The sequence below is a fragment of the Pinibacter aurantiacus genome (assembly GCF_019130065.1).
Lineage (GTDB): Bacteria > Bacteroidota > Bacteroidia > Chitinophagales > Chitinophagaceae > Pinibacter > Pinibacter aurantiacus.
In genome coordinates this window covers 255999-282658 of sequence record NZ_JAHSPG010000001.1, presented here as the reverse complement: position 1 = coordinate 282658, position 26660 = coordinate 255999, and the positions used below count along the sequence as shown (strand labels likewise).

Annotated in this window: 14 protein-coding genes; 9 read left to right on the top strand and 5 right to left on the bottom strand. The window is 42.7% G+C overall.

Annotated features, from left to right (window positions below; genetic code table 11):
- Positions 1-65: 65 nt before the first annotated feature.
- The 4 genes from KTO63_RS01010 (at position 66) to KTO63_RS00995 (ending at position 9157) form a co-directional block, all read left to right on the top strand.
- Positions 66-4073 (top strand): T9SS type B sorting domain-containing protein, encoded by a 4008-nt coding sequence (locus KTO63_RS01010; protein ID WP_217789253.1) that lies wholly within the window; start codon positions 66-68, stop codon positions 4071-4073.
- 101 nt (positions 4074-4174) lie between these two features.
- Positions 4175-5179 carry a PorP/SprF family type IX secretion system membrane protein gene (locus KTO63_RS01005; RefSeq protein WP_217789252.1) on the top strand — a complete coding sequence of 335 codons (1005 nt, stop codon included), beginning with the start codon at positions 4175-4177 and terminating at the stop codon, positions 5177-5179.
- A gap of 77 nt (positions 5180-5256) precedes the next feature.
- Positions 5257-7212 (top strand): OmpA family protein, encoded by a 1956-nt coding sequence (locus tag KTO63_RS01000; RefSeq protein ID WP_217789251.1) that lies wholly within the window; start codon positions 5257-5259, stop codon positions 7210-7212.
- Between the two features lie 502 nt (positions 7213-7714).
- Positions 7715-9157 carry a sulfatase family protein gene (locus KTO63_RS00995; RefSeq protein WP_217789250.1) on the top strand — a complete coding sequence of 481 codons (1443 nt, stop codon included), beginning with the start codon at positions 7715-7717 and terminating at the stop codon, positions 9155-9157.
- A gap of 129 nt (positions 9158-9286) precedes the next feature.
- Here the strand turns inward: KTO63_RS00995 and KTO63_RS00990 are convergent, their stop codons facing one another.
- Both KTO63_RS00990 and KTO63_RS00985 read right to left on the bottom strand, forming a co-directional pair.
- Positions 9287-11200 carry a GEVED domain-containing protein gene (locus tag KTO63_RS00990; RefSeq protein ID WP_217789249.1) on the bottom strand — a complete coding sequence of 638 codons (1914 nt, stop codon included), beginning with the start codon at positions 11198-11200 and terminating at the stop codon, positions 9287-9289.
- A gap of 172 nt (positions 11201-11372) precedes the next feature.
- Complete coding sequence (locus KTO63_RS00985) at positions 11373-11831, bottom strand: hypothetical protein (protein ID WP_217789248.1); 459 nt, start codon at positions 11829-11831, stop codon at positions 11373-11375.
- 268 nt (positions 11832-12099) lie between these two features.
- Here KTO63_RS00985 and KTO63_RS00980 point away from each other — a divergent pair, with 268 nt between their 5' ends.
- From KTO63_RS00980 to KTO63_RS00960, 5 genes are all read left to right on the top strand, one after another.
- Positions 12100-12612 (top strand): RNA polymerase sigma factor, encoded by a 513-nt coding sequence (locus KTO63_RS00980; RefSeq protein WP_217789247.1) that lies wholly within the window; start codon positions 12100-12102, stop codon positions 12610-12612.
- A gap of 361 nt (positions 12613-12973) precedes the next feature.
- Entirely contained in the window at positions 12974-14008 is a 1035-nt protein-coding gene (locus tag KTO63_RS00975; RefSeq protein ID WP_217789246.1) for a FecR family protein, read from the top strand.
- Between the two features lie 94 nt (positions 14009-14102).
- Positions 14103-17192 carry a SusC/RagA family TonB-linked outer membrane protein gene (locus tag KTO63_RS00970; protein WP_217789245.1) on the top strand — a complete coding sequence of 1030 codons (3090 nt, stop codon included), beginning with the start codon at positions 14103-14105 and terminating at the stop codon, positions 17190-17192.
- A 20-nt stretch (positions 17193-17212) separates the two neighbouring features.
- Positions 17213-18808, top strand: a complete 1596-nt coding sequence (locus KTO63_RS00965; RefSeq protein WP_217789244.1) for a RagB/SusD family nutrient uptake outer membrane protein — start codon at positions 17213-17215, stop codon at positions 18806-18808.
- A 296-nt stretch (positions 18809-19104) separates the two neighbouring features.
- Positions 19105-20925, top strand: a complete 1821-nt coding sequence (locus KTO63_RS00960; RefSeq protein WP_217789243.1) for an alkaline phosphatase — start codon at positions 19105-19107, stop codon at positions 20923-20925.
- A gap of 302 nt (positions 20926-21227) precedes the next feature.
- Here the strand turns inward: KTO63_RS00960 and KTO63_RS00955 are convergent, their stop codons facing one another.
- The 3 genes from KTO63_RS00955 to KTO63_RS00945 form a co-directional block, all read right to left on the bottom strand.
- Positions 21228-21779: a carboxymuconolactone decarboxylase family protein gene (locus KTO63_RS00955; RefSeq protein ID WP_217789242.1), complete on the bottom strand. Its 552-nt coding sequence runs from the start codon at positions 21777-21779 to the stop codon at positions 21228-21230.
- 27 nt (positions 21780-21806) lie between these two features.
- The gene (locus KTO63_RS00950) at positions 21807-23129 is read right to left on the bottom strand and encodes a vanadium-dependent haloperoxidase (protein ID WP_217789241.1); all 1323 of its coding nucleotides are present in this window, start codon (positions 23127-23129) and stop codon (positions 21807-21809) included.
- A 117-nt stretch (positions 23130-23246) separates the two neighbouring features.
- A complete protein-coding gene (locus KTO63_RS00945; RefSeq protein WP_217789240.1) occupies positions 23247-26594 on the bottom strand; it encodes a VCBS repeat-containing protein in 3348 nt (1115 codons plus the stop codon).
- Between the last annotated feature and the right edge of the window lie 66 nt (positions 26595-26660).

Below are 26660 nucleotides of genomic sequence, written 5' to 3'. Positions count from 1 at the left end.
CGAAAAATCTTTGTGTTTTTCGGTAGACGATGAGCCGTTTAGAAACCAACAATTTTTGTTCTGTTATGAGAAAAGCTAAGCATCTTTTGCAGGTAAGTATTTTTTTATGTGCCATTCTTATAAGCTCCGCCTTTAATGAGAGCAGCGCACAAACAAGTCCTGTCTCAGGAAAATTTACCATCAACTCAGCATTGCCCACTTCAGGAAAAAACTTTCAAACATTTGCAGAAGCGGTGTTTTCGCTTGCAAATGGTGTGAATGGTGCCGTAACGTTTGATGTAGCACCGGGTAGCGGTCCCTATACCGAGCAGGTAGTGATTGGAAATGTGAAAGGTGCCTCTGCTACGAACTCGATTACATTTAATTGTAACGGTGTTGTGCTTACATTTAATTCCACCAACTCTTACAACCGCGCGGGTGTTAAGTTTGACAGTACCAACTGGGTAACATTTGATAGCCTTATCGTAAAACCACAGGTAAGTACTTACGATGAATTTGGCTATGGTTTTCATCTCGTGCGCAATTCAGATCATAACACTGTAAGGAAGTGTACAGTGGACATTCCGTTTAAACAGCCTTCTGCGCAAAATACAAGTGGTATCGTGATCAATGGTTCAGATGAGTTGGGCAGCGATCTTGGCGCCAGCAGATGTGACAGCAATATCATTGCCAACAACACAATCATTGGTGGTAATGATGGTATTATGGTTTGGAGCTTCACTGGTTATGTAACAGGTTACGGCGATCCCAAATATTTTATCTCGTACAACCAGATATTAAACAACAAAATTATCAACGCACAGGAAGCGGGGATTTATTTGGCAGGGGGTATCAATACCATTATAGACGGTAACGAAATCACATGCCCTGCTGCAACGGGTTATTCTATCTCCGGTATCAACATGACGGAGACCAATTATAAAACGATCATCCGGAATAACCGCATTCATGATTTTTATCCTGACGCTGCTTTTGTGAGTGGGTTCTATGAATCCACTGGTATCAGTATAAGTTACTCATATGCGGTGTCTGACAATGAAACGATTGTTGCCAACAATCTCGTGTATGGTTTTAAAGCGCCTGCCACACAATACGGTATTAAAATAAGTACGGCAAGCTATGTGAAGTTGTTTCACAATACAGTGTCATTGGATGATGCAGCAACAACAACTTCTGAATCGAGGGCTTACTTTTTTGAAGGTGCGTTGACAAATGTGACCATGCAAAATAACATTGCCAATGTCACACGTGGTGGTACCGGAAGAAAGATTGGATTGTATATGGAGAAGAACGGAACACGTGTAAATATTGATCGAAACGTTTACAATGTTGCAGGTAGCGGAGCAAGTATCAGCTCCATCGGAGGTACGAGGTATTCGACGCTTGCTGCTATGCAAACAGCCGCGGGCATTGACTTTCAATCTGCTTCTGCTGATCCGGTGTTTACAAATGCAGCCAACGGAAACTATATGCCTACCAATCCTGCGATTGATAACATGGGCCTAAACGTTGGTCTGGCAAAAGATATCGTAGGTGCAACAAGAGACCAGGACCACCCGGATGTTGGCGCTTATGAATTTCTTACGCCTCCATGTACTTCACCGGTTACGGCAGGTACAACTAAAATTTTACCGGGGACAACCATTTGCGTAAACAATCCTTTGGTGTTGAACGTAAACGGAAATTCAGTTGGCAGCGGACAAACATATCAGTGGCAAACAAGCGATACGCAAAACGGGACTTACACAAACATTGGAAGCGCTTTGGCTTATCCTGCCACGCAAATCAATCCGACAGCAACGGTTTACTACCGTGCTGAAATTACCTGCGGAACTTCTAAAGTGTACAGCGATCCTATCCAGGTAATTGTGAACCCTGCTTTGCCAGCCGGTACTTACACCATCAATTCAGCTTTGCCAACAGCCAATAAAAACTTCAAGAGTTTTAATGATGCGCTTCTTTCAATGGGTTGTGGAGTTGGCGGTCCTGTTGTGTTCGATGTAGCACCGGGGTCCGGTCCATACAATGAACAAGTGATCGTTAAAGCAATTGCAAATACTTCTCCAACCAATACTGTAACATTCAAAGGGAATGGTGAAACGCTTACTTATCTTTCAACCAATACCAATCAAAGAGCTACTGTGAAACTGGATGGTGCAGATTATATCGTGTTTGACGGACTGAAAATTGTTGCAGAAGCAACCAGTACTTCTAACTATGGCATTGGAGTACAAATGCTGAACGACGCAGATTTTAACGTAATCAAGAATTGTACGATCAATGTGTTAACGAACCAAAGCTCAAGCAACTTTGCAGGAGTTGTGATAAACGGAGCCGCAAATAGTTCTACAGGTTCAGCGATATCACTTTGTGATAACAACGTAATTGACAGCAATAAAATAACTGGTGGTTATTACGGCATTTCAATGGTAGGAGCGCCAGGCACCGATCAGTTGGCTAAGAACAACAAGTTTACCAACAACACAATCCTTGACTTCTATGAAGATGGTGTGTACACATACGGAACTGACGGCCTTGTGATAGAAGGCAACGATATCAGCAAACCGACGGTTACAAAAACAACCAACTCTTATGGTGTAAGATCGATTGGTACAACAACCAACATGTTTGTTTCTAAAAACAAGATACATGACCTTTTTGCCGGAGCGCTTACCAACACCAGCACAGCTTATGGCGTTTACATTTCGAGCACTTCACCGGCAACAATAAGCAACAACCAGATCTATAATTTCTTTGGAGCGGGCCCGCAATACGGTTTCTACAACAGTAGTTCAAGTTCTGCCTTGTATTATTACAACACCGTTTCATTAGATGATACAACAGTTTCCGTTGCAAGAGCAACATACGGTTTTTATCAAACCGGCGATGCAACAGGCATTGAGTTGAAGAATAACAATTTTACGCTTAGAAGAAAAACTTCAACAACAAGCCACGCGATTTCAATGCGTACTGCGACAACTGTTTTTTCAGCCGACAATAACAACTATTTTATTTCAACAACAGGAGGTGTGAAAACTGGTTACATCAATGGAACAGACTATGCATTGCTGAAAGACTGGAAAGCAGCGAGCCTGCAGGATACAAACTCTGTAGCTATCGATCCTGTGTACGAGCAGCCTGCAAGTGGTAACCTGAAGCCTTCGTCAACTGTTTTTAATGATTTAGGAAAAACAGTGACTGGCATTACAACAGACATCAAAGGTTTAACACGCCCTGCAACAAAACCTGATATTGGTGCGTACGAATTTGGTTGCTCTTCTTTCCCTAAAGCAACATTTGTACAGGACTCAATAACTGTTTGTTCAGGAAGTTCGGTGACATTCCAAATTAAAGATGCTGAAGCAACGGTAAGCTATAAATGGTACGACGCTGCTACCGACGGAAACCTCGTAACCACAGCTACTTCATACAAGGTAGACAATCTTACAACACCTGTTTTCTATTGGGTAGAAGCAATCACCAACATGGGTTGTACAGACAAATCACGTACACAAGCCAAAGGTGTTGCGTATCAAAAACTGACGAATCCTGTTGCTTCATTAGATACAGCAGGTGCAGATTACATACGCTTCAAGTGGGCTTCAGTGCCTGGTGCAACAGGTTACAAAGTTTCAAGAGATGGTATCAATTTCACCACGCCTTCTTCCGGTGTAGCAGGATTGACGCATACAATAAATGGTTTGAATGCCATGGACACTGCCGGCATTATTGTGAAAGCAGTGGGCGTTACAGATTGCCAGGAAGCTTTGTCAAACTGGATCTCAGGCCGCACATTGGGTAACAGTGTTTTTGTACCAAATACATTTACTCCAAACAATGATGGCAAGAACGATATTTTCAAAGTGTACGGCAACACCATTGCCTCTTCGAAAATGATGGTATTTAACCAGTGGGGCGAGAAAATATTTGAATCAACAACGAAAGAAAAAGGATGGGATGGAACCTATAACGGACAGGCACAACCAGTGGGAGTGTATGTCTATGTGATCACTCTTAAACTTACAGACGGTACTGACATGGTCAAAAAAGGTTCACTCAACCTCATAAGATAACCGACCCATTTATAATCACAGTAAGTCCATTGCTTGCCGGTAACAACCGTTGCCGGTAAGCTTCCAAAAAAGTAACAACGTTCACCAAAATATTAACTGCAATGAAAAAGATCTACCTGGTAACCTGCTCACTCGTAATGCTGTTTGCCGGCATTGGAGCAAAGGCACAAACCGATCCGCATTTTTCGCAATACTATGCGTACCCCCTATACCTTAACCCGGGTCTTACAGGCGTAATGGATGGCGACTATCGTGTTACAGCCATTTACAGAAGCCAGTGGGGCAATATAAGCAGTCCGTTTTCAACACCGGGCGTGTCTGCAGATGTAGCACTTGACAACAAATTGAGCCTTGGCATCAACATCATGAACCAGACAGCAGGCAACGGCGGTTACAACTATCTTACAGGTTATGCGTCGATGGCTTACAACGGTGTTCGCTTTGGTAAAGATGGTAACCAGAGAATCAGCATGGGCATTTCTCTGGGTTTGATCAATCGCAGATTTGATCAGTCCAAATTCCAGACAGGCGAGCAGTGGAATGCAGCCACAGGGTTTGATCCAACAATGGGTACAGGCGAGGCGCTTGCAAAAACTTCTGCATCGGCCCTTGATGCCGGTGCTGGTATCATGTATTATGATGCGACTCCAGACAAAAAAGCAAATGTATTCGTTGGCTTCTCAGCGTATCATCTTACACAACCTTCCGATCCGTTTATCTCCGGCGGCTATGATAAGAAATTGCCCATCCGTTACACGGCACACGGTGGTGTAAAATTATCGTTGGCGGAAAATTTTAGTTTAACACCAAACCTTTTGTACATGCGCCAGGGCGCTGCTGAAGAAAAGATGTTGGGCGCCTACGCACAAATGCGTGTAAACGAAGAAGCTGATTTTCTGTTGGGTGCAAACTATCGCATCAAAGACGCAATATCGCCCTACGTTGGAGTGTATTATAAAAACTTTTTGCTTGGCCTTTCCTACGATGTAACAACTTCAGATCTGTCGAAAGTTGCAGGCAAGGCAAACAGCTTCGAATTGTCATTAACGTTTTCCGGAAGAAAGGGGAAAGCAGAAGCGATACCATTTGTTTGCCCAAGATTATAATCACTTACCATCACACATTATTTCATTGAATGCTTTTGGTGAAATTGGTTGAAAAGCATTTCACAAATACTATTTACATGAGCAAAGCTTCATTTACATATCATACACTTGCCATTGCTGCGGCAATTTCCATTTCAACAATGTCGCAAGGGCAATATGTTACGGATTATAAAAGAGCGGGAGATCGCTTTTATGCAAAAGGAGATTACAACTCTGCTGCACAGTATTATGAAAAATACCTGGCCGGAAAAAATATCTCCGGCTATGGCATTGAACCATACCAGGTACATAAGGAAGGCAAGGTAATAAAGAGCGATGCAACAGTCGATCTGCAATATAAGCTGGCAGAGAGTTACAGAATGATCAACGACTATGCACATGCTGAAGGTTACTATAAAAATGTTTCGCAGGAAGCTGCTTCTCAATATCCATTGTCGACATTGTGGTATGCAATTTCATTAAGAGCAAATGGAAAGTACGCCGAGGCAAAACAGTCGCTCAATACATTTATCGATTCGTATAAAACGAATGACGCTTATTTGCAACAGGCAAAACAGGAACTGGCGAATGTTACTTTTATTCAAAATGAACTGAATAAAACAACAAACGTTGTCGTAAATAAATTGAGTAGCCAGGTTAATAAGGAAGGCGCAAACTACGCTGCAGGCTGGCTTAACAGCAATGTAGTGTTTACTTCTACCAGCAACCAGGGGCACGTGAACGATCTTTACACGGCTTCGGGAAATGATTACAGCGACGTGCAAAAATTAAACGTCCCTTTTGCAAAAGGCAAAGAGCAGGGAACCGCAACATTTACAGCTGATGGCAATAAGGTATATTTTACAAGATGGACAAATAACAACGCTGGCGATAAGCAAGGCATAATTTACGAAAGCTCGAAATCTGAAAACGGTTGGAGCGAGCCGGTTGTGCTGAATGAACAAGTGAACTATCCGGGCTCAGACAACAGGCAACCTCAAATTACAGCCGATGGAAAATATTTATTGTTCGCCAGCAATCGCCAGGGTGGCAAAGGAGGATTTGATATTTGGTTCGCGCCAATAGAAAACGGTGTGATGGGAAACGCGGTAAATGCAGGCAGCGCCATCAATACGAAAGGAGATGAGGAAGCGCCGTTTTATCATGCGGCCAGCAAAACATTGGTATTTGCCAGCAATGGAAAAACGGGCATGGGCGGATTTGATTTATTTTCTGCAACAGGAAAGATAGGCGGTACATGGGCGGAGGCTGTAAATATTGGAGCACCTGTTAACTCGGTAAAAGATGATATCTACTTTGTCAGTAACGGCAAAAAACTATTGGAAAACGCATTGATCAGCAGCGACAGAAGTTCACAGTGCTGTCTTGAATTGTTTGCTGTCAACAAAACATACAAGCAATATTTGGTAGGTAAAGTAATGAATTGCAGCACCAACGAACCGCTTGATCATGCAGATATTGTATTGCAAAATGCTGCTGGCAAAACCATCGGTGCTCAAACTACCGGCGGCAATGGTTATTATATCATTGAAACTCTTCCGGGCGAAGCGGCTGTATTAAAAGTGAACAAAGCAGATTTTGAAGCAGCGAGTATCTCAGTCGCAAATACCGACGCAGACACTCTTTACAACAACGCCGTGTGCATGACAGCTGTAAAGAAAGACATCTTCGAAGGAAAGAAAACACTGGTAACGCACGATATCAATTTTGCTTTCAGGCAAAAAGATCTTACGCCGGATTCTTATCCTTACCTGGATGAGGTGGCTGCATACTTAAAAGATCACGCCGATGCAAAACTTGAAATTGACGCCCATACTGATGGTATCGGTACAATGGCCTTCAATAAAAAACTTTCTCAGCAACGTGCCGACGCTTGCGTTGACTACCTTGTGAAAGCGGGCATTGCCAAAGAAAGATTGATAGCGAAAGGTTTTGGTGAAAGTGCACCGATAGAAAAAGAAACAACGAAGGATGGTAAAGATATCCCGGAAGCAAGAGAGAAAAACAGACGTGTTGAAATGAGATTGCAGTAAACTACCGGTCGGCCAAACTGGTTGATAAAGCAGAAGCGAAAGCTTCTGCTTTATTGTTTTATGTAGCAGGAAGTTTTTTCGCTTCGCGAATTTTAACATGTCGCCCCGCTGGGGCTGGTATTTGATTTGTTACGATTTGCAAATGCTACTAACGTTTCGCCCCGCTGGGGCTTTGTTTGATTTCTAAGTTGCGTACCATAAACAATCTTGCAGCTCTTCAAAGACGATTTCAATCGTGGTGCACCAAAGCCACATCGGGGCGACACGTTAGTAGAAAATATTACGTTACAGCGATCCAATTGCCAGCCCCGGCGGGGCGACATGTTAAAATTCGCGAAGCGAACGATGTTCGGCTTGACTTAAGTTGATGGTGCAAACACGAGCCACAGCAAGACGGGCTAGATTGCCAAAAGGACAATCTATAAAAAAGATATTTTTTACGGAGTATAATTGCTTTTGTTAGCTGTCTTATATTTTTACCTTTAAGCACCATTAGAAAATTATGAGACAGTTTCTCGCAGTTCTTCTTTTCCTCGTAGCAGGACATGTGGTTTTTGCCCAAACATCGCGGACTCCAAATGTAATTATCATCTACTTTGATGACATGGGCTATGGCGATCTTGAGCCTTATGGCATGACTGGTGTTCACATGCCAAACTTCGACCAGCTTTCGCGCGAAGGAACCCGGTTTACCCATTTCAATGTCGCGCAACCTATTTGTACCGCTTCGCGTGCGGCATTGCTTACTGGCTGTTATCCAAACAGAATTGGTATTTCAGGAGCGATATTGCCGGGATCTTCAATGGCGCTAAATCCCAATGAGGAAACAATCGCTTCTTTGCTAAAGGCAAAAGGTTATAAAACAGCCATGGTAGGCAAATGGCACCTTGGCAACAAAGCACCATATTTTCCAATACATTACGGCTTCGATAGTTTTTTGGGCATTCCTTATTCGCACGATATCTGGCCACGCAATCATGAGGGTGGACGCATCACAGACGAAAAAGATATTCGTTATTCATGGCCGGAACTTACTTTGATGGAAGGCGATAAGGTAATTGATACCATCAAAACGCACGAACAACAAACTAAATTCACAGGCATGTTTACTGAGCGTGCGGTGGATTTTATTAAACAAAATAGTAAGTCTCCATTCTTTTTATACCTCGCTCAAAACGTGCCACATGTGCCTCTGGCACCGTCTGCAAAGTTTAGTGGTAAAAGTGAATTGGGACCATTTGGGGATGTGATGATGGAGCTCGATTGGTCAGTTGGTGAAATTTTGAAAGCATTGAAAGATGCAAAGATCGACAACAACACTTTGCTCATCGTTGCAAGCGACAATGGACCATGGTTGAATTATGGGAACCATGCAGGTTCTTCAGGAGGTTTCAGAGAAGGTAAAGCAAATACATTTGAAGGTGGTACAAGAGTTCCATTGTTTGTTCGCTGGCCCGGTAAAATACAGGCTGGTGGCATTTACAGCGATTTGATGACAAACATGGACCTTTTGCCAACCATTGCTGCTGCAACGGGTGCAGCGCTGCCTAAGAACAATATCGATGGCGTCAATTTTTTACCATCATTGCTTTCTCCTTCAACTGTAAAGGGCCCACGCGATACCTTCTATTATTATTTCGGAAAAAATAATCTCGAAGCGATCCGCTACAAACACTGGAAGCTGGTATTGCCGCACAACGCCGGCTCTTATACAGCAGCAGTTCATGGTAAAGATGGCAATGGAGGAAAAATACCCAGGGTAGATGTTCCGCTTGCATTGTATGATCTGGCACACGATCCAGGTGAAGCTTATGATGTGCAGACGTTATATCCAGATATACTTCAAAAATTACAAAGTATTGCCGAGCAAGCAAGAGAGGATTTAGGTGATGACCTGACGAGCAGAACAGGCAAGAATGTGAGAAAAGCCGGCAGCTCTCAGTAAAATAATGAGTTGAGTAGTGAGTACTTGGTTTTGAGTATCTTGAAAATAGAAATCACATCCTTTTTAGGGGATGTGATTTTTTATTGTTGCTTCGCCGATAGGAAAACTCTTTGCCTTGACAGGCTATGTTTATTTCTTTAGTATCCTCACTGTTTGTTTTTTGCCCCCGGTTGATGCATTCACATAATAAATGCCACTTTTCAAATCTCTGCAGTCAACGATCAGTATACTTGATGTTGACGTTTTAAACTCTTTAACTTTTCGGCCACTCTCATCGAAAAGTTGAATCAATACACGGGCCGGTGATTTTATATTGATCGACAGTTTATCGTCAACAGGATTGGGTACGATGGTTACAATGTCTTCTCCGGAACTGCTGTTAACATTTACCTGTATTACTTTGCTATACTCAAATACCGCATCTTTGTCGATCATTTTTAACCTGTAATAGTTTGCGGGAGCGTTTACAGAATCGTCCTGGAAATTATATTCGTTATTGCCGCTTCCAATGGCCATCACTTCTCCAGTCTTGACAAAATTTGTCCCATTAACGCTGCGTTCCACCTCAAATAAATGGGTATTTACTTCATCGCTGGTTTTCCATTTCAATGAAATGGTTTCTTTTTCGCCAGTGCCCGTAAAACTTAGAAGTTTAAGTGGTAGTGGTTTTACGACTGGTATTAAATAGTCTTCTACTTCTCCATCCTTAAATGCGCCTCCTACGTCATCAGTAGTAATGCTTTCCGTGGTAGTTCTTATCCTTGCATAAGTGTTGCTTACTGTTTGGCCATTGGTGAATGCCACATTTGACCATGTGAATGTAACACTGCCTGTAGTTGAAGCGGCGGCTGTTGTAGCTGTTTGCGCTTCCGAAGCCTCCATTGTTCCGTTATTGTTCCAGTCTATCCACGCAACATAGTTTGCAGGAGTGTTGGTGTTGTTTGTGTAAGTAGTTGTAAGCGTATATTGTGGAATGATCTGTGAATTGGAACCATCACCTTGTATTGAGTTTATTGCTGTAACACCATCATCATCCAAATCAAGATTTGCCAACGCCGAGGGTTGTCCATCTCCCTTTGTTTCATTGAGGCTGCCAAGTGCCAGTGTTCCCACAACACCATGAGAAGGGCCGCCAGATGCAAGCAGTGTTTTATAACTATTTGGCAAATCGCCAAAATCCGGACTGACCCTTACTACGATCGGACTCAATCCCGACGTCTGGCTATTAACCGCAGCTGGAGTTTGCCACAGACCCCAAAGAAGAAAAAAGTTAGTAACGGCTGCACCATCTACTTGCGGATCAAAAAGCACCTGGTTGGTAACGTCGTCCGGAGAAGCACCTCCATTCAGGCTGATCCTTACAGTTAAAGTAGCGGGTAGATTGGCGGCGGCAGTTGCATCAACCGTATTGGTAACAGTTGTTTTCCAAGGGGTGCTGACTGTCGGATTACTGTTTCCCAGGTTTGTCCCGGTTGATAGCGTTTGCTTGTAAGGCACATAGGTGTCGCCATTAAAAGCAAAAGCGGTGACCCATTCTGAGTTTCCATTTGGAAGAGTATTGTTGCCATCAATATCAACAATCAGGAAGCTTATCTTTAATGTGGCGCGATCGAAATAGATTCTGTAACCGACACTATTTTGGCAATTGTTGAGGCGGCCGCCAGCGATCGTGCTTGTGTTATCAGTTCCTATCACAGTAAATTTAGCGGGAGTTTTGTCACCTACGTAAGCCGGAAGTGTTACACCGGTAAATGTCCCACCTATATCTGGACCGGGTGTACCGCTTGACGTTCCATGTCTCCCGGTGCCGGTAATTACTTTTTCAGCTTTGACAATAGTGCCGTTGGGTAACCGCATCCCATTAGGCATTGAGTTCAAAATGTCGGTGATGGGAAAACTGTAGTTCGTTTGTGCGTGGGAAAAATGAAATCCTGTTAACATGACAATGATAGACAATGTTTTGGCAGCAAATGCAAACGGCTTTTGTTTGGCAAAAGCATATGCCGTTGCTTCTGCCATTTTTTTTAAAAAGCAGACTTTCATATTATAAGGTTTTAGAGAAATGACGAGTAGCATTCTCTAAACAATCATCATCTTGAAATGTTCTGGCAGGTAGAAAGTAGGTGTTCTTGTAAAAATTACCTGTCTCTTATTAGTATTCAGCCGTGTTAACCAGGAGAAGATTCTTTCGCATAGCTCCGGTCTCGAAAAATAATTATGTGAAAAGAATTTCATCATTCTTTAAAGCCTTTGCAATTTTTTCTGGTCGGGGATAGAAGATTGGCAAGAGGACGACTTGTATTGTAAGAATTATCAGAAATAATGTTTTGTGACTTAAAAAAAGAATAAGGCCGGAAATTATTACAGACACTAAATTGAGTGCAAGTTTGCGTTTGTAAATGCCCGTGTAGATCATCACTTTTTCCTGGAAGTCTTCTGTCGTCTCGAGTTTAGAAAATCCTTTCTTGTTCATTCCTTCAAATGCAAAATTGAAAATGAAGAACGCTGCAAAAAAGAACCAGAAATATTTGCTGTAGAGCGCCATGAAAGACGGTATCACCGGTAGTAGATACGTGGCCAAACAGAAGATCACAGATATAGATATAGCCGATGCTGCGAAAATGTTGAAATATCTTTTTAAGAGTGTCAAGTCAAATTGATAAATGTTAAGCATAGGGTTAGAGGGTTTGCAGTTTTAAAACGTGAACTTATAAATTTTTATTGGAACCAGATCTAACATACTGCTTTTCTATTTTATCATTTTTGCAAATTATCTCACCAACAAGGCATGTTACACAGAAGCAATTTTCAAATTTCCACATCTTCAGATTTTCAAATTGCTCCCATTTCTTAATACTAAGATAATCTCCCCAAACAGTACCTTTTAAAATTTAGGAATAACCTTTGCACCAATTCTATCTGGCTGGCAAGTGAAAGATTCAATGGTAAAAGAAATACGCAAAGGTAACCAACACGTGTACTATAAAGCTTATGATGAGTATCATGGAAAGCTTTACCAGTACGTCTTTAAGTATACCCGGTCTGCTTACCTGGCTGAAGAAACTGTCCAACTTGCCTTCATCAAACTTTGGGAGAAACGGGAAAGCCTTTCGATTGAACATTCGCTGTCATCGCAACTATTCAGAATTTCCAAAAGCATTTTAGTTGATCTTCTGCGCAAGGAAAAGCTGCGCCAAACGCAGGAGCTGTCAGATATTTTTATAGCCGCTCCGGTTGCCAGCGAAAAGATCATTTATAAGGAAGAACTTGAAAATGTCTTTGCCGCTATAGAGGGCCTTCCCACGCAAAGCCGCCGCGTATTTGAATTAAGCAGGCTCGATAACCTCTCTCACAAAGAAATCAGCGATCGGCTTTCCATCTCTACAAAAACAATTGAGAACCACATCTCAAAAGCGCTTAAGTATCTCAAGACCAATCTGACCATCTTCCTTTAAATAGGCATACTGCAGTTCCACTTTTCTTTTTACCGCAAAGGTCGCAAAGTAGTTGGCTGCCAGACAAGTAGTTGGTCACGAGAGCGCAAAGTAAAGAAGAGTTGTCGAGCATTGCGCCACTCTTCTTTACTTTGCGCTCCACCGAGTTACACCATAAATTAGAAAGTAATTCCTCTGCGCTCTTTGCGGTAGAAAAAAGCTGTTAAACAGAACCGCTGCATGGTAATAATTCTCAACCCGCTCACAAACAATTTTCAAATTTCCACATCTTCAAATTAGCAGCGCCTCAATGTTAACTAATTGTGATGTCGTTAAAAGTAGTAGGGGACAATTCTTTCTCACGCGAATACTATGTATGCAAATGTCAAATCGTTTAATTGAAAAGTTTTTATCGGGAGATTGTACAGAGGAGGAAATGGAAGTTGTAGTAGCACATTTCAAGAACGATCCTGACACATTTGTCCAATATCTCACTGAAAAGAGCTGGGAGACATTTCAGCCGGATGCAAAGATGGCGGTTCCTTCAGAAAAAATGTTGCAACAGATTGAGGGCAGCACAAGAACAACACCTGTAAGAAAAATGAATCCTGTTTGGATAGCTGCTGCATCTGTTATCATTATCGCCGGTATTTTTAGTTTGTACAAACTGGCAATGCCGGTTGAAAAAAACGAAATAGCAAAGGATGATGGATTAAAGATTGAAGTTTTTAGTGCAAAGAAAAATATGCTGAAAACGATAGCCAACAATACATCCAGGGCTTCATCACATGCTTTGCCTGATGGCAGTGTGGTGAAGTTGGGCGCAAACAGCAGTATATCCTTTGACGAGCATTTCGCGAATAACAAAAGAGATATTTTCCTGAAGGGTGAAGCGGTGTTTACCGTAGCAAAAGATAAAACGAGACCCTTTACTGTACACTCTCATACCGTGGCCGTTACTGCATTGGGGACAGTGTTTGATGTGAACGACAGAAACCCTGCAAAAGCCATCGTTCATTTGTATTCAGGGAAAATTGTGATCAGAAAGGAGAAAGATATCGCGGGTGATTTTAAAGAGGTTTATTTGGCGCCGGGTCAATTGTATCAATTGAACAAAGAGAACCTTGTAGCCATTGTTTCAGAAGCGCCAAAGGCAAAAATAACGCCTGTTGCACCGAAAGTAAAGCCGGTACTGAATTTCAATAAACAATCCATTGCTGAAATTCTAACACAACTGCAAAAGGAATATAAACTGATCATTGACTATAACGACGATGTAATTAGGAACATGGATTTCACCGGTACGTACGATCCCTCAGGCGCAACCGTTGAATCGTTCCTTGAAACCCTATGCATGTTGAATGATCTGACATTGACCAAAACCAATGATCATCATTTTTCCATACAGGTAAAATAACAGCAAACAACATTTATTCAATAACAACGCAACATGACAAAAGTGTGCGAGGGATATTCTTTTGTCTAAACTTAAAAATTAAATTAAACAGCTTATGAAGCAGATGCTCTTCTGTATGTTACTTTTTTGTGCCGCGTTATCGCAAACATGGGCGCAAACCGGTGGCAACACTGCAACAGGCATTATTAGAAATGACAAAGGCGATGCACTGGAAGGTGCTGCCGTTTATCTGCAAAACAGCGGCACGGGTTACAAGCAAACCACTATGACCAATGGCAAAGGCTTGTTCAACTTCAGCAAAGTGCCTGCTGGCAATGGTTATGAATTTGTGATTAGTTATGTGGGATACAACAACGACACATTAACGGGGTATGAGATGAAAGAAAATGGTCGCATTTCGTTAAGTGTAACCATGAGCAACAAGTCATCGGAATTGGAAAAGATAATTGTGATTGGATATGGATCTATGAGAAAGAAAGATCTTTCTGCAGCAGTATCAGAAGTGCCTGACATGCAGCAAATACAGGAAAGACCCGTATTTGACGTCGCCAATATGATACAAGGTAAAGTAGCTGGTGTAACAGTTATAAACAATGGAGGCCATCCAAACAGCACTCCACAGGTAGTGATACGCGGCATAGGTTCCCGTGGTTCTGAAAGCCCGTTGTATGTTGTGGATGGAGTTCCCGATGCGCCTTACAATCCTGCAGACGTTGTGTCAATGACCATTTTGAAAGATGCGGCTTCTGCAGCTATTTACGGTGCGTTCTCGGGTTCTTCAGGTGTTATCCTCATTACCACACGCCAGGCAAAGCAAGGCAGGCCAACTGTAGAGTATCAAGGCTTTGCGGGTGCAAAGCAAGCATGGAAATTGCCACAGTCATTAGCGGCGGATAAGGAAGCGGAAGTCGCGAATTTGGCTTTTAAAAATGCAGGTATGCTACCATTAGATGGTTGGGATGCAAACAAAAATCCTTATGCGCAGGTAACACGCACCGATTGGGTGGATGAAATTTTTAGAACCGCAATGGTGCAAAGGCACACGGTTACTGTAAACGCAGGGTCAGATAAATTTTCTACATTGTTCCAGGGAAGATATGAAGAGAACCAGGGAACATTGCTGAACACGTACAACAAGAATATTTCTGCGCGATTCAATGCATCGTACGCTTTCAGTTCTAAAGTGAAATTCAAGCAGGATATTTTTTTAAATAACAATGATAATAGGGGAACAGAAACATCGAGTGGCTATACAGGCACCATTCTTTCTGCGATCTACATGCCGCGTTCCGCCACTGTTTACTATGATGACGGTTCATTTGGTGGTGTAGGTCCGCGCAACTCTGACTATTTGGGTATTCATGGTGACGTAGTGAATCCCGTTGCTACATTGCTGCGCAATCAACCTTACAATAAGTCAACGGACATTCAATCAATTTCAGAGTTGAAAGTGATGGATATCGTAAAGGGACTTTCATTTCTTACACGTTTTTCTTATCGCCAGGGAAACTCTCTGTACAAAAACTTCGAACCTAAACGTACAGAGCCGGGTAAGCCAAACGATCAGAACACGTTAACTTATTCAACAGATAAAAGTTATAACTGGATATGGGAAAATACGTTGAACTACGCCCGCACTTTCGGCAGACACAACATCGGCGCAATGGTTTCAACTACTGCGCAAGAGTTCAACCACAAAGGTTTCAGCGCTGCTGCCAAAACATTTGACAATGAAGCGACATGGGCACAGTTTTTTGTAAACGCAGGCAACTTTACAGATCTGCGTCCAAGTGACTGGGATGAAAAAGACAAAAACGTTTCTTATGTTGGTAGAGTTTCTTATAGCTGGGCAGACCGCTATTTTGTAACCGGTAGTTATCGTTATGATATTGCTGGAAGACTTGCCCCAGGCTATCGCGGCAAAGGCTTTCCCGGTGTAACTGCCGCATGGAAATTGAGCTCAGAACCATTCTTTCATGTTGCCGCAATCGATCTGCTGAAAGTAAGGGCCAGCTGGGGACGTATCGGTAACATCCGCTCTATTGGTTATTATTATGGGTACCAGACTTTGAAACCAGATGTTACTTATCAGATCGGCAATGCAGCGCCGCAGTCAAGCGCATTGTACGTTGCAAACGCTACCAATCCTTCTTTGTCATGGGAAACTTCAGAACAAAAAGATTTGGGTCTTGACCTGAGTGTGCTGAAAGACAAACTTTCTTTCACCTTCGATTATTTTGATAAACTCACTTTCGATCTCATTGATCAAAAACATACCAACTGGCCAAATACAATGGGTTTGAGTGCTCCTTATATCAACCAGGGCAAAATCAGAAACACTGGTGTTGAGTTCGCTGCAACGTGGAGAAACAAGATTGGTAAAGTTGGTTACGAGGTCAGCGGTAACGTTGCGACGCTTAAAAACAGAGTAGAGTACATCGATGATAATCCTGAATCATTCTGGCAACACGGAGATGCATGGAGAGGTACAATTGCTCCGTATCGTTCCACTGTTGGTCAGCCTTATTACTCTTACTGGTTGATCAAGACAGCAGGCATTTTCCAAAGCGATAAAGAAGTAGCGGACTATGTAGGACCTAACGGAACTAAAGTCCAGCCTAATGCAAAAGCCGGTGACTTGAAATTTGTTGATCAAAATGGTGATGGCAAAATTGATGACAACGACCGTGTATACATGGGCAACGCTTTCCCTAAAGTTACTTATGGATTTACACTTAATGCAAACTACAAAGGCTTTGATATAAGCATGTTCTGGCAGGGTGTTAGTGGTGTGAAACTATTCCATGCTTTCAAGGAATCTACACTGAATGCGTCTGAGCAGGGGTATAACAGATGGGATAAAATTCTGGATGCATGGTCTCCAACCAACACAGGCTCGAACATTCCTATCATTTCAGCAAGTGATGCTAACAAAAATTTCCAGACACCTTCTGACTGGTATCTTGAAAATGGTGATTACCTGCGCCTGAAAAGCCTTGTGATCGGTTATACTTTCCCTCACTTCCTCAAAACAGGTTCTCTGCGTGTGTATCTCAGCGGCGACAACCTGATCACCATTACAAAGTATAGTGGCATGGATCCTGAAGTTGGCGGCATTGGTCTTGACGGCGGGCAGTTTCCTGTTTCAAGAGTATATGCAGCCGGTGTAAAACTTAGTTTATAATCAATTAAAAGACTTTAATTATGAAACGCTCGAAATATATTTACTTGCTATTGCTGGTGGCTGTAATGAGTAGCTCCTGCTCTAAAAATTGGGTAGATACAAAACCAAACGGTTCGCCGTCTTCAGCATATTTGTGGGACGGAGAATCTAATGTAACAAGGGGTATTGCTGCATTGTACATCTCCATGCGTTTTGAATCAACGTGGGGACGTGATCTCTTTTGGATGCAAAACGCAAGCGATGATTTAATAGTTGGCCGTTCAAAAGCGGATGGTGAAAACATTAAGAACTTTACCTGCTCCGGAAGGGAAGGCTATATGACAACCGGCTGGAATGATTTGTACACAGCGCTTGCAAACGCCAATGCTGCAATTGCGGGTGTGCAAACTGCAACCAATATTTCTGAAGACTTCAGAAAACGTTCTTTAGGTGAAGCGTACTTTATGAGAGGTTTCGTTCACTTCTGGATCGCTTATTTATGGGGCCACAAAAACCAGGGTGTTCCTTACGATGGAGTGGAAAACAAAGAGTACGGTACCCGCATGCCACCGCAATTGGCGTCGGTTACAGACAACTATGCAGCCATTGCAAGCGATATGCAGAAAGCAGCTGAGCTGTTGCCTTTGTTTGAAACATATGGTTCTGCGGATCAGGGGCGTGCGCACAAGGCTGCTGCCTTAGGTTACCTTGTAAAAACGTATGCTTACTGGGCACAGTACGATAACAGCAAATGGGCATTGATCCCATCTGTTTGTGACCAAATAAAAACACAGTGTAACAGGGCTTTGATCAATGGAAAAGCAACTCCGAAGGATAATTATAAAGCAGTGTTTACCATTGATAACAACTGGAGTTCAGAATACATCTGGTCCGTAACATCAGGCACACAAGGCGGTTCGGAGTTTATGGGTGTTGTGTTGGAAAATAAAGGTTGGGGTGTTTACAATGGCTGGGGCTATTTTCAACCAACAGAAGAATTGTATGATGAATATGAAAACAACGACCCAAGACGCGAAGTAACCATTTTAAAATTTGGTGATGATTTTACATTCTTTGGTCAGCAAAGAAAATATTTTTCTACGAACAGCCTTTCCGGTTTCCAGATCAACAAATACATGGAGCCTTATACATATGGTTCTGACGGCGTTGCGGGAACCAATCCGAAGATCAACCAAAATGGCGACTATCCAACCACTATGCTCAATTTGCCCTTAATGCGCTATGCAGAGATTTTGTTATTCAAAGCGGAAGCGTTGATTCAGCAAGGTAAGAACACAGACGCAGCCGCTCCTTTAAATGAAGTAAGAGCGAGGGTAGGGCTTACACCAATTGCGGCACCGACAATGGCAGATTTGAAGCACGAGCGCCGCTGTGAACTAGCTTGCGAGTGGACGGACAGAGTGGAAGATTTAAAAAGATGGGGGGATGTTGCAACGATCAATGCGCCTTTGCATGGAAGAATTCACGCAAACAAAACTGATCCAACCTCAGCATATACCATTCAACAAGTTTGGCCGGCAAGACATTTCGATCCTGCGAAGCACATGGCATGGCCGATAAATCCCGATGAAATTGCAAAAAGCAACGGCTTTTACAAACAAACACCAGGCTGGTAGTTGTTTCACGCAGCGAACGCGGCGAAGCAGCGACGCAGAGGATTTCACGCAAAGGTGCAAAGGGAAAACAAAGGACGCAAAGGGAGATTTGGATTTGATATTTCAGCCTCTTAATAAGCTCGCCGCGAAGTAATTTTGTGATGTACTTAGCGGCTGTAACTATCGGCAACCCTTTGCGTCGTTTTTTCGCTGCGTTCGCTGCGTGAAATAAATTTTGCTGGTCGGCACTAAAACTTTTTCCTTTGCGCCATTGCGTGAAAAAAAGTTGTATCATTTGTGTGCCTCAAAAAAACAACATGAAAAAAATAGTTTTATTTATCGCTTTATTCGGTTTTGAGAAATCATTTGCGCAGCCTGTTAATTATGGCACAGGCAACGCACATTCTCACAATGACTATATGAATGCTGTTCCTTTCTGGGCGGCTTATAACGCGGGTTTCGGCTCTATCGAAGCAGATATTTTTTTGAAGGACGGCCAGCTTATCGTTGCGCACGATCAGGAAGGAGTGAAGCTGAACAGAACACTCGAAGATCTTTATCTGAAACCTTTGCTTTCTTGCATTCGCAAAAATGATCAGCACGTATATGCCGATCATTCTAAGAATTTGCAAATGCTGATCGACATTAAAACAGAGGCTGTTCCTACACTTGCAAAGCTTGTAAGTGTGCTGCAACAATATCCGGAACTCATCAGCAACAAAAATCTGAAATGGGTTATTTCTGGCAACAGACCCAATCAAGAAGCATTTAGCAGCTACCCAGAGTTTATTTTGTTTGATGGAGAACTAAGCAAAAAATACAGCGATGCAGCACTTAAAAAAGTTGCATTGTTCAGCGATGATCTTCGTAACTATACAATGTGGAAAGGAAGCAAAAGCAGCATTCCCGGCGGCGAAATGCAGAAGATGAAAGATGCGATCAAATATGCACACGATCTGCAAAGGCCCATCCGCTTTTGGGATGCACCGGATTCGCTTAATGCATGGTATCAGTTTATGGACCTGCAGGTAGATTACATTAACACAGATCGTATCAATGATCTTTCGTCGTTTCTAAATAAATTGTCTTCCACCACTTATACATCACAAGTCAGCAACCATCAGTATCAGCCGACATATAAAAATGATGGTCTCGACAAACCTGTGAAAAATGTAATCCTTTTGATTGGTGATGGAACGGGCCTTGCGCAATTGTATGCCGGCTATACAGCAAACAAGGCAGCGCTGAACATTTTTAAAATGCAAAGCATTGGCTTGTCCAAAACAAGTTCGTACGACAACTTCGTCACCGATTCTGCGCCCGGCGCCACTTCTATTTCTTCAGGAGAAAAAACAAAGAATCGATATGTTGGAGTCGATCATACAGGTGCCGCGCTACCATTGATTCCAATGTACCTGGCGAAGAAAAATATCAAAACCGGTATTGTTACTTCGGGAGATATTACCGACGCAACACCTGCTGACTTTTATGCACACAGAAGTGACAGGGACAGCTCTGCTGCCATCTTTGGGGACCTTGCACAATCTCCTGTGCAGTTGATAATGGGTGCAGGCAACAAAAGTTTTAATGCATCCATTCGCAAAGATCTGAACGATCATCAGTTTAATATTACATCGTCAATGGACAGCATTCGAAATGGCGAAAAATCAAAGTGGGTGGTGCTCGATCAAAAAGCATCACTATCTATTTTGAATGGCCGCAACAATTGGCTGCCAGAGGCTTTCAAAAGAACATTGCAACTTCTTTCTGCAAACAAAGATGGTTTTTTCATCATGACAGAGGGTGCGCAAATTGATCATGGTGGCCATGCCAATAATCTTCCTTACGTGGCAACGGAGGTGATAGATTTTGATGAGGTGGTAGGAAGAGCGCTGCAATTTGCAGACTCCAACGGAGAGACGCTGGTGATTGTTACCGCAGATCATGAAACCGGTGGTTTGTCATTGCTCGATGGCGATTACAGCAAAGGAAATATCAGCGGGCAGTTTGCAACCGGCCACCACACTGCTATTCCCGTGCCTGTATTTGCCTATGGCCCTCAATCACAATTGTTCAGAGGGGTGTATGAGAATACAGCGATGTTTGGGAAGATCTTGAAAGCGTTTGGAATTAATTAGGAATTAGAAAATCAGCCACCCCGTAGAGACGCCGGCATCGCCGCGTCTCCTGCTGCACGCTGAAGGGAATCGTTATTACATAACATCTCACATCGTCATTGCGAGCCCTTGCGGAGCATAAAGGTTGAAATGTCGCAACCTCTTAACACCAGAGAGACAGGGCGAAGCAATCTACTTTTAGGGATTGCTTCACCTCGCTCGCCGATTATTTTATTTTGTTTTTATTATTCGAACAATCGATCTCCGCAGAGGCTCGCAATGACGATGCGAATCTCTGCTTTTCAGTCATTCAGTTATTCTCATCAGGCCGGCTCCTCAATCACATATCCCTGCTCAGCCAATCTTTTGCCCATTTCCATGAACGCTTCATTTTCTTTAGGTGCCCATGTCGCAAGGCCATCAACGTAACGGTTGTACATACAAAAAGCTGCGGCAATTAAAACAGTATCATGAATTTCTTTATCAGTAGCGCCTTTCTCTCTTGCTGCTTCTATGGCTGCTGCCGTAACATTTTTACCTGTTTGCTGAACAAGGTGAGCGATGTGCAGCAATGCCCGTAGTTTGTCAGATACTTCAAACGTTGGCAATCCCGCTTTAATCTCATCCAGGAAGTCCGCGCCTTCATTGAAATGCGCAGCGGCAGCGGCGGCATGTGATGAATGGCAAAAGTGGCAATTGTTTTTATGGGAGACGGATGCAGCGATAATTTCTCTTTCGCCTTTCGAAAGCGAGTTGTTATCATCTGCCAATAAAACGTTCGCAAGATCCAGCAATGGTTTTGCTGTTTCAGGACTGTAATCAAGTAAGCCAATGATACCGGGAAGGTTTTCGTTTTTTAGTTGAATGTGTGCCATTGTTTGAAGGTTTATTAATGAAGAAAATTATTTTTTCATTTTCAAATGATCCATTACGTAGTCGCCCACTTTTTTTCCGTACTCATTTGCAACAAGACAGGATGAATGGAAGTGTATGCCACCATAAAATCTAGCGCTGTTGTTTTCCCAGGCCGCATCCCTGAATGATTTGAAAGAACGGCTCTTTACGCCAAACTCAAGTTCACTGGTATCGGTATAAGCGAAGTTGTCACCGAAAACGTTTGTGAGCGCTTCTGCCGCTGCAGAGGAAATGGTGGAGTGTCCGCATGTATATTCAGGGAATGCAGGCGTTTGCAAATAAGGGTGCCAGTTGGGATCAAAATATTTGTTGATCACAGTTTCAGGCCTTGCGGTTTTGTATAGATATTTTGAATCCCAGCATTGAATAAATGCATCAAAAAATGCTATCGACGTTTTCGCATATGCATACACGGTAGTTTTTAAATCAGATTTTGATTTTTCCGCCGCTATGCCCACAATGCTCATCCAGTGGCCGGTAGGAGAGAATTTTTTTGTGTTGAAAGATGCGTGTCCGGATATGTTTAGTTTAAACGGATTGTCGTCCCAAAACTCTGCTATGTGAATTTGCTCAGGCGTAAGACTGTCTCCCGCATGTTTTATCAGCATTACATTTTTGTAGTACTCGCTGTTTTTGTCCTGTATATCAAACTTCGGCGGCGCAGGGCTGCGGAACTGCGATGCACTGTCCATCACCATTGGTCTTATTTCGCCCCAGTGCGGTTCTACCGCTGCTGCGTACATTGGCGGCGTAGGTTGCCAGCTGCCTTCAAGTTCTGTAACTGTGAATTTTGCAGCGCTTCTTGTTTCTGCATAATTATCTTTCTTGCTCCATGCAATGATGGCGCCTGCTACCTGTTGTGCATACTCATCCGAGTTTTTTTGAAGGTCCTGCGGCATACCATGATTAGTTGCCAACGTTTTCAAGCTGTCAACATATTCTTTTAAACTGCCTTCGGGAAATGTGACAGCTTCGCCAACCTTGCAGTAAGCCATTAGTGCGGCGTATTCAAAATCTATTTGCTTTCCTTGTGCCGGTTTGGGCACTTCCTTCAATCCTCGTAGTTGTCCTGCCAATGAGTAGTACTCATCAGGATAACCCGCAGCAATAATTTCGTAACCGGCAATCGCCGCATATGTATAATTGCGTGAGGCAACCACAGGAGAAAAATTATTTCCCATAACAACTCCGTTTAGTTCATACACAGTGTTTGAATAGAGTTTCGGATCATCGAATATTTTCCTGTAATCTTTTTTAGAGTTGCAGGAGAGTAGAACGAGTAGAGCGCAAGCAATCAGAATTTGTTTCATTGAGTAGTGTTTTGAGTTTTGAGTTATGAGTAATGAGTTATGAGCTTTAAGTCGTTATCGAGTTAGGATTGCGATGAAGTAACCATGTTTGGAAATCAGCAACCAACTCAAAACTCACTACTCAAAACTCATCACTTTAAAAGCTTTCATCCTTTCATTATTTATTCCCACTAATACCGTTTTTTCATTTTTGCTATTGTTGATAAGTGCCATGCTTTTAACATCACCGTCAACAATAAAGCCGCTTTTTACTGGAGGTATTGGCTTGAAAGCCTTGTCTTTACTGCCTTTCAGGAATAGTCCATAAGATGCGTCGTACATGCCTGTCATCACTTCTGTCTGGTATTCATTACCGGCCATTAGAATGTCCGTGATGCCGTCATTATCAAAGTCAGTGCAGATAATAGCATTCACCGGTGCAAACTGTGCTTCCATTGGCAATACATGTTTGGTGAATGTACCATTACCATTGTTTTCAAGCCAGCAGCTTGCCATTTCATTGCAGGTGAGTTGTAGCAGATTATCTTTTTTATTGCCTTTAAAAATATCGTCAAATGTGGCGGTTGAATAATTTTCGTGATACAGGAATTGTTTTTTAATCGAAGGCACTTGCTCTGCAAATTGATCCCTGTTGATGGCCGGAAATAATTTTCTTTTTCCATCTACATCTTTAATACTGTAGAATAAAATTGGATCCATGCTTCCGTTGCCGTCGATATCTTTGGCAAATACCTTCATTGGGTATTGCGCGGTAACGTGGTATTTGTTGTTAAGTCCGTAGTTGCCCACAACTATATCCTTGTCACCATCCCCGTCAATGTCAGCAACAGCAAGGCTTCGCCACATGCCATCCATTTCAGTCAAGCCTGTCTTGTTTGTTATGTCTGTAAATGAAGAGCCAGTGTTTTTAAAGAATTTCACCGACATCCATTCACCTGTTACTACTAGGTCCGGCAATTTATTGTTGTCAAAATTTAGCCATGCAGCGGCTGTTACCATGCCGATATTTTTCAGGGCTGGGCAAATTTTTTCTGTCACATCAGTAAAGGTTCCTTTGTTGTTTTTAAGCAAATAGCTTCTTGGTGCCGCTGGGTAACGCTTACTTACGCGACCTCCGATAAACACATCGATATTGCCATCGCCATCAAAATCTCCGCTGGTTGCACATCCTGCAATGGTTCTAATATTATCAGGTATGGCATCAGCTTTCAGGGTGAAATTTCCTTTGCCATTGTTAATGTATAAACGGGGCTTGTAGTAGGCAGAAGTGTCATCATATCGAGTGTCACCGTTGGTAACGAGAAGATCAAGATCTCCATCTCCATCGGCATCAAACAATACGGAGGCCTCGTCTTCTTCCATCTTAACGCCTGTTCCCAAAGGGGTTGAGACGAATGTTCCATTTTTTTGTTGCAGGCAAACATCGCCATACGCGTTGAAACCATTGCCAATAAAGAAGTCTGTTGCTCCATCGTTGTTTACGTCTCCTGTGCTTATGAATGGCCCAAGCTGAGAATATTTTTGTGGTAGTAACCTTTGCGTAGCGAAGTCATAGATAGAAACATCTTTGTGTTGAAATGCAATGTTATCCTGTATTGTAACGTCTTTAAAAAGATTATTGGCAGGAGCAGTGTTGTAATTGTAAGCTGCGCTGGCATTTGATTGCTGCAAAACAACCTTGTGATCTGCTTTGATATTTTTAATTACTTCGTATTTGTCATTCGGCCAAATAACAAGTAAAGAATCTACATTGGTGTCTTTGCCTAAGCCAAACAGCAGATCAACATCAACGTTTGATAAGTAACCTCTCACCGGTTGTTCCTCCTGCACTTGTTCGCCGGAAGCAGTGTAGATCTTTACTTTTGCGCCAAGTCCATGACGATTTAAACTATCTCCTTTTAGTGAAACAGAGAGATAGTGTTTTGTAATGCTGCTGTCTTTTTGAATGGTATTATTGATGAAGATGAAAGGTTCTTCGTTGATATTGTTGGTAATAATGTCAAGGTCGCCATCGTTGTCCAGATCCGCGTAAGCCGCGCCACTGGCCAGTGATAGTTCATTAATGCCGCCCTGCTGCGAGTAATCTGTAAAAGTGCAATTGCCATTGTTGAGATACAAATAGTCAGGCAACATAATATGCTTAAGTGCCGCGAGTTTTTTATTGATCACTTTTCTTCGCTCGTCTTCGTCATGCATATTTGCCGCATCAGAAGTGCTGAACTGTACAAAGTCTGCGTTGATAAAATCCCTGCCGATGCCGTTTGTTATGTGCACATCTTTCCATCCGTCATTGTTAAAGTCTGCCATCAACACACTCCAGCTCCAGTCGGTTTCAGAAATGCCTGCCAGTTGTCCAATCTCGCTAAAGAAGGGCAGGGCAGTATCTCCATCCATTCTGTTGCCGTTGTTCAGTTGCAGCATATTGCGCATGAATTCAGGAGTATAGCCCAGTGATCTTTCGGACTCATAACGTTCGTAATTCATGAACGAATATTGCTGCTTTCTTCTCTTGTTATCTTCCGGCATCATGTCCAGTGTAGCAACATCAGCGAGGCCGTCGTTGTTGATGTCAGCCGCATCGGAGCCCATGCTTGAATAGCTTTGGTGTTTGGTGCATTGTGCAAGATGATTGGTAAAAGTGCCGTTCTTGTTATTGATCCATAAAACATCGTTCGATACGAAATCGTTTGAAACGTAGATGTCGGGCCATCCATCATTGTTGTAATCACAAACGGAAACGCCCAATCCATAGCCGTCTTCGACAACGCCTGCCTGCACGGAAACATTTGTAAATACAGGATGTCCGATGCCGGATTTATCTCCATCGTTTCGATACAATCTGTCGTTGGCAGGAGAGTGCCCCGTCAAATCTTTCGGGTAAATATTATTGGCATTAGGACCATTGAGGCGATAGTTAAGTAAATACATGTCGAGGTCACCGTCTTTATCATAATCGAAAAATGCAACCTGAGATGCATATGAACTATCGGCAAGGCCATATTCGGCAGCTTGTTCCTTAAACGTTAAGTTATGCTGATTGATAAACAAGTAACAGCTGTTTCTTTGATGTTGACCTTTTCCATACACACATACGAAAATATCATCGAAGCCGTCGTTATTAATATCAGCAACACTAACGCCGGTACACCAGGTGTTGGTTGAGATGCCTGCTTTTTCGGTGATGTCTTCAAATTGGTTATTGCCTTTGTTAATGTACAAACGGCTTGGAACCTGGTTGCCGGAGAAGAAAATGTCTTTCAATCCGTCATTATTAAAATCACCAATGCCCACGCCGCCGCCCATGTACGCAAACTCACTAATGACACGGTTCAGCGAATCATTTTCTGAAATGGTATTATTAAAATGGATGCCTGATTTTTCCGAAGACAATTTGGTAAAGAGTGTAGGGGCCGCAGTTTTTGATGTACAACTGCAGATGAGTAAAACGGAAAATAATGAAAGCAAATAAGTTAGTTGGTTTTGGCGCATAATCGTTTTGGTAAGGTAGTGAGTTAAGAGTTAAAAAGTAAA